3 protein-coding genes and 1 pseudogene are annotated in these 5,992 nt (G+C 67.2%); 1 reads left to right on the plus strand and 3 read right to left on the minus strand.

The genetic code is table 11. The features are described 5' to 3' along the window. Positions 1-318: 318 nt before the first annotated feature. Both LF262_RS17200 and LF262_RS16745 read right to left on the minus strand, forming a co-directional pair. Positions 319-568: pseudogene (locus LF262_RS17200) on the minus strand (DUF1259 domain-containing protein). 1,189 nt (positions 569-1,757) lie between these two features. Beyond that, positions 1,758-3,023: a phosphatidylserine decarboxylase family protein gene (locus LF262_RS16745; protein WP_235781547.1), complete on the minus strand. Its 1,266-nt coding sequence runs from the start codon at positions 3,021-3,023 to the stop codon at positions 1,758-1,760. Positions 3,024-3,365: 342 nt separating this feature from the next. Here LF262_RS16745 and LF262_RS16750 point away from each other — a divergent pair, with 342 nt between their 5' ends. Continuing rightward, the gene (locus LF262_RS16750; protein ID WP_235781548.1) at positions 3,366-3,869 is read left to right on the plus strand and encodes a hypothetical protein; all 504 of its coding nucleotides are present in this window, start codon (positions 3,366-3,368) and stop codon (positions 3,867-3,869) included. Positions 3,870-4,864: 995 nt separating this feature from the next. Here the strand turns inward: LF262_RS16750 and LF262_RS16755 are convergent. Then, positions 4,865-5,269 carry a hypothetical protein gene (locus LF262_RS16755; protein WP_235781549.1) on the minus strand — a complete coding sequence of 135 codons (405 nt, stop codon included), beginning with the start codon at positions 5,267-5,269 and terminating at the stop codon, positions 4,865-4,867. Positions 5,270-5,992 lie beyond the last annotated feature (723 nt).

Below are 5,992 nucleotides of genomic sequence, written 5' to 3' on the forward strand. Positions count from 1 at the left end.
CCAAGAAACCCCACGTCAGCGTGGGGTTTCGTCGTTTACCGGCGGCCTCGGGGCGGGTCGTGTACGCATTGTGGGCACGAGCGCCATGCGCGGTTCGAATGCTCCGACTCAGCTCGTTGGCAGGTCTCGTGGGCACGGTGGGCACAGGGATCTGCCGCGTTTGGTTGCGGACTATGGCCGTGGAACGGATGTTTCGTGGTTCGCCCCTGCAGATCTTGTTGGTGGGTTCGTCCGGTAGAACTGGGATTCAGGTTACGCAGGCGGCCGCGGCATCCGTGGTTCGGTGCCGTGGCCGTCTGTTGTCGGGGCGATGGAAGTTTAGCTGACGGGTTTGAGGTTGGTGACGTCGAGGGCCGGGCGGAGGGCTTTGGCGAGCTCGGCGCCGTCGTGGACGGCCCAAAAGTGCATGTAGAACAGTCGGGGCTGTTCCGTGGGCCTGTGGCTGTGGAGCTCGACGATGTCGATCCCGCCCTTGCGCAGGGCCTGGATGACGCTGGACCTCGGAGGCGGTGAGGACGAAGTCGCCGTTGATGGCGGCCTTGGCGCCGCCGACGGGCTGGAAGTTGATCCCAGTGTTTACCCCGGAGGCGGGCGTGAGGATGTGGTCGCCGTCGTTGAGCGCGAACACCCCGGTCTCGGCGGCGGCGATCACCGAAATGCCATACAGCTCCGACGACGGCGAGTCTCGTGATGAGAGCCACCAACGCGGCGAGCACCCATGTGGACGACGGCGGCCACGTCACCTTGCGAGTCAGCAGGCGGAAGACCAGCTCGAACGGGTTGGCGGGGAGCCGCTGGCCGTCGTCAGACAGGGCCGACCCCAGATGCACCGAGGCAGTCACCACCCCGACGACGGCCAGAACGACCACGATGAGCACCCATGCGGCGACGGATTCGGCGTCGAGCTGGGAGCGTTTGATCGGTGCGAGCGGCTGACGCCGAAGGTGGTTGAACATCATCGAGGTGGGCAGGAAGCTTGATCTCGCCGTCGTGGAGTTGCTCGAGTTAGCGCGGGCGCCGGATGTCGCGCCGGAATGTCTGTTGTGGACTGCTGGCCGCACCCCGCGGATGCCAGCCGGCTTGAGTAAGAGTGGTCCTTGCGAGCGGCGAATGCCCGGCTGAAGCCCATCTTGCCGGCTCGTTGGAGAGCCAGATGGTCCACAAGGTGGGTGCTTCGCGAGTCGCTGATCAGCGCAGGCTCTACAGTTCGGCAATGCCCGGCGACTTCATTAGCGCCGAGAAGTGTCAGGGCCCGCTCCGTGGCGGGCACAGGGTGCCGGGAGGCGGCCATGCCGGATGACCAGACATAACGTCAGAGGGTGGCGACTTCAGGGATCCCGCCCGCAGGGCCCGAGACCACCGCATTATCACCATCAACGTCGAAGGGCTGGGATCGCGCTCACCCTCCCGCCCACGGACGACCTGGCGTTCCTCGGCGGTGTTGGGGTGCTCGCGGCGGCCGGGATCATCGAATGGCCGCTCGCCGGAATCCTGGCTGTCGGCCACCTCCCGTCCCGGAGCTCGCGGAACAGCGCCTTCAAGGCCTTCGGCGAAGCCCTCGAAGAAGCCTGACCTCGAGCCGACCCCGTTCAAGACGGAAGGACGGACAGATCTGGGGAGGGCCATGCAGAAGACCCGGCCTAGCACCGTTCAGCAACACGCCCCGGGCCAGACAGTGAAGCATTACCAACACTCCACAGCACCCGACCCGGGGCTGCAGTCGCTGGACCCCACACCTCGGGGCAGCCCCGGCGGCGTCAGCCTTGTCGGTGGCTTTCGCCAGGGCGGCCGGGGGCAGCGGTGGCCAGGTGGGAGCGGACGTGCACGGGTGAGGTGGCGGTCTGCGGGATGGCCTGTAGGGCGAAGGACTCGACGGCTCCGGGCTGGAAGACCACGCACTCTGTGGAGCCGCCGAACTGGAAGTAGCCGAGCTCGTCGCCCTTCTCGAGGTGGCGTCCGGGGACCACGTGCTCGCCGATCACGCAGGAGGAGACCTCGACCATCCCGACCGGCACGACGGCGACGAGTCCGATCGCCGGGTTGTCCGCCTCAATCAGAATGATGGCGCGGCTGGCCACGTGGGCGAGATAACCTTGTGAATTGGTCGGTTCCACGGCGTCGGCGCCTTCCGACTCTGCCTCGGAGAAGTACGTCCCTGGTTGCACAAAGGCACGGACCACGGTGCCCGCGACCGGGCTGTGCCAACGGTGGTAGTTCCTGGCGCTGAGGAACGCCTGGTAGACGGTCCCGCCGACGAACTGATCGACGGCCGGGTCGTTCGCGAGCAGCTCCTGGAGTGAGTAGGGCTGGCTCTTGACCCAGAACTCGTCCCGGCGCTGCACGCCGGTGCTGAGCTTGTATGGCGTCGACTCGCAGGCGCTGACGATCACCCGGTCGTCGTTGGCGCCGTTCACCGGCCGCTGCCCGTCGGCGAAGCGCCGGGTGAAGAAGTCGTTCCAGGACGTAAATCCCCAGTGCGGGCCAGTTGGGTCGTGGGCGAACTGGTTCATCCCGACCGCCTGCTGGGCCTTATCGCTCTTCCACCCGGTGTCCGACTCGTTCAGCACGTAGAGGGACTTGTCGCTGTCGAGGAAGGCGTGCCAGGCGTTGAGGATGTCCTTGAGGCCCTCGTTTACGCGCGGGTCGCGGTAGAACGCGAAGCCGGCGGGAGTGCCCATGGTCCAGTCGAGGATGCCGGCCATCGGGGTTGTGATCGTCGACCCCTCGCTGAACTCCGGCGCCGTGGCCAGGACGGCGTTGACCAGTGACAGCATCTGCTCGAAGCTGTGCAGGTGCCGCTGCTGGTACGGCTTCGAGGAGGGCACCTGCTCGATCATCTGCGTCGCGTACATGCGGAGGGTCGAATCCGAGGTCACGAGTTCGTGGAACTGCTGCACGGCAGGGTGCCATAGGCCCTCCGCGTCGGAGTCTGCCGTGCGCTCCGCATGCCCCTGGAGCCACGCCTCGAGGTCCTCGTGCTCCGGAAGCCATCCGCCTTGCTGCTTGTGGTCCTGTTCTGCCATGATCCTCGATATTCCCTTGAGGGCCCACGCGTCCGCGTGGGGCCGATGAGTGACGGAGGCGCGTGCATGCGCTCCGGTCTGGCATGCAACCGAATGGTGTGCTCCAGCAAACGGGGCTTACCCGACGACCGCATTTCCGAACCCTGCTCCAAGTCGCTGTGGTGCTCGAACCAGGCGCGCCACGGACGCTTCGGCGCCGTGGGACCACCGGATGCCGGACTCAGGACCGCGATTGGGCCACGGTCGGGGTCTGGGGCGTCACAGCTCCAGGCTATGCGAGCCGGTAGACCTCGTACTCCTCGAGCTCGCCTTCGGCCCCGGACCGGGTGCCACAATTGTTCTATGCCGACAGAGGATGATCCCATCACCGAGCAGGACCGCCGCTACCAGCAAGGGCTCGAAGTAGTCGGCGAACTCGAACCCCTCATCGCCTCGTTCGCCAAGAGGATCAAGGACTCAGGCAAGTGGCCCATGACCATACGGAACGACCCCGATACGCCCGTCCCCGACACCCTCCACACGGGCGGCCGCGGCCAGAATCGGCCTTACCTGAGCCTCTACTACGATGGGACTTGGCTCGTGCAAGGCACCCTGGCCCACGAAGGCCAAGGCGCAGCGATGCTCGTGAAGCGCACGTCCGGCGAAAGGCCTCAGTTCTTGGAGCCGCTGCTGACGGAACCGACTCCTGAAGACCTGCAGCGACTGACGGACCATCCCCAGTTCGGCCTCTGCATGGACGCCGTGGCGCAGCTGCCGCGGTGGCTCCCGGCCGAACTCGCCCGGTACCTCTCAGAGCACGGCATCCCGGGCCCTGAACAGCTGCCCGGTGGCCGGGCGCGGAGCTGAGCGCGAGGCTGAAGACCCGAGCCCCGACCGAGGGGCGTGCGCAGGCCGGGCGCTGGGAGGGCGGCCTCGTATCCGTAGCGCTCGTCCGCCTCCTGGGCGTGGTGGGCTTCATTGAGCAGGCCCCGGGCATGGCCGCTTACGTGCGGGGACGAGACCCATGCTGTGGCGAACGGGCTCGGGTCGATCCCTCCGATGACATAGAGCTGGTCGAGCGCTATGCCTGCGTCCTTCCTGCCCTGCTGATTCTGTGCATGATCTCTCTTCAACCCCGTCAGGGCAGCGCTGGCGATACCGGAAGGAGGCCCTGGCTGCGTCGGCAGCCCCCCAAGAAGGGGTGGAGGCCCAAGCTACTCTGGTGCAGCGGGGGCTGGAAAGGGACAGGGGCAATCAGAAGGCCCGGGAAGGTTTTGAGGCCGGGCCTCCGGAGACGTCGGCGCCTCGCGGTGCTCGGCCCAAGCCCGGGGATGGGAGCCCGGCTGCCTGGCTCCGCAGACGTGGCCAGGGCTGCGCCCTGTTATGTGGGTCTCTCGCTGTGCCCGGGCTGTGCCCTGCGGTCCTGACCGGTGCCTGCGTTGCGCTCCGGCCCTGTCCATGCCTCGGGGACTTCTTCTTTCGTTGTTTTCGGCTGCGGGCTCGTACTACCTCCAACGCCGAACCACGCTCAAGGTCCTCATAGCCAGTGCTCGGATGCTGGACCTAGATGGGTCCTGTCCTCCGGTGTTACACTCACGGCGAAGATTCGGCTCGGGGCACTCAAGATCGTGCCCTAGAGGGACACGGCAGTCTGGCAGAGCGGGGGAGTCCGTGGGTCGGCATCCGGCGACGAGTAGCCCGAGGGTGTGGCGGTGGCTTCTGCTCGTCCCTCTTGCTGCCATCAGCTGGGCCGTCCTGAGCCTTCTAAGTGCTGCAGCCGCCGATGCGGCTGGATTCGGTACGCTCGGTGACACCATATCCAACCCGGTGAACACGGTTTCGGGCACTGTAGCCAAAGCGGATCAGCCCCTCAGTGCTGCTCCCGCTGCCCCGGCAACGCCCGTTCCCGCGCCTGCAGGGCCGCCGTCAACGGCGGCCACCGGGCTCGTCACGGCTCCGCTCGCCCACGGATCCGACCCTGCATCCGCGCCGGTGCCGGAAGCCTCGGCGGTTTCGTCCCTTACCGACCAAATCAACCGGACATCGGCACAAGCAGTGGGAACGACGGCATCGGCCTCCCCATCGGTCGCTGACGTCACGGCTCCCGTGGCCAGCGCCATCGGCACCGCCAGCAGCCTGGTCGGTGCCACCGCAGCGGAAGCCGTCGCGGTTGCACCGAACATCACTCCCGTGGCAAGCGCGATCGGCACCGCCAGCAGCCTGGTCGGTGCCACCGCAGCGGAAGCCGTCGCGGTTGCACCGAACATCGCAGCTCCAATCGTTGCTACCGCCCACGGCGTAACGGCCACAGCCACGACCCCGGCAGCGGACCCCCGGCTGGTGGCCCCCTCCGCTGATCACGCTGTCGGCACTCCAAGGCCAGCTGTGCCGGTCTCTGTCGGGCCCGTCGTCAAACTGCCCGTCGTCGGCCCAGTCCTGTCCGCTCTGGCCGCGTCGCCGTCGTTGCGGTCAGGTGACCGGACCGCGGCGGGACCTGTCCCCGCTCTGTCAATTTCTGGCGGGGCCCAGACCCTGAGGCGAGCGGTGATGCCAGCCAACACGCCCGCTGGCCCTGGCCCTTGGCCCTGCCGCGGCGCTTTGACCGGTGGCAGCAGCGGAGGTGTCGGCCTAGGGTCCGGGCCTGCTGCTGTTCTTCCCTCGGCTGGAGTCCAGCCGCAACTGCTCCGTCTTGGGGCCCGGCTGCCCGCCGGCTGGGTCCTGCCCGCTTCCATTGCCCACGATCCAGGTTCTTCTCCCGACTGAATGGGCCCCGGCTGCCGGAACGGCAGCATGAGGCCAATGTCCACCGTGTGGTGGACCCACCATTCATTCAGGAGAAGAAGAGTCATGCACGCAAACCTACGCAGGGGCCTGTACGGCGCCCTGTTCGCGGGAGGACTTCTCGTCCTCGGCGCCGGAGCGGCCTCGGCCACGGATCAGCACAGCTCGGGGCAGTACGGGATCCTCTCCGGCAACCAGTCCGCTGCCAG

It is taken from the genome of Sinomonas notoginsengisoli, from assembly GCF_021554725.1.
Lineage (GTDB): Bacteria > Actinomycetota > Actinomycetes > Actinomycetales > Micrococcaceae > Sinomonas > Sinomonas notoginsengisoli.

Coding starts and splice junctions, on each gene's coding strand:
- LF262_RS16755 (WP_235781549.1), bottom strand. CDS start 5,269: ATGTTCGGTGCAACCGCGACGGCTTCCGCTGCGGTGGCACCGACCAGG.
- LF262_RS16750 (WP_235781548.1), top strand. CDS start 3,366: ATGCCGACAGAGGATGATCCCATCACCGAGCAGGACCGCCGCTACCAG.
- LF262_RS16745 (WP_235781547.1), bottom strand. CDS start 3,023: ATGGCAGAACAGGACCACAAGCAGCAAGGCGGATGGCTTCCGGAGCAC.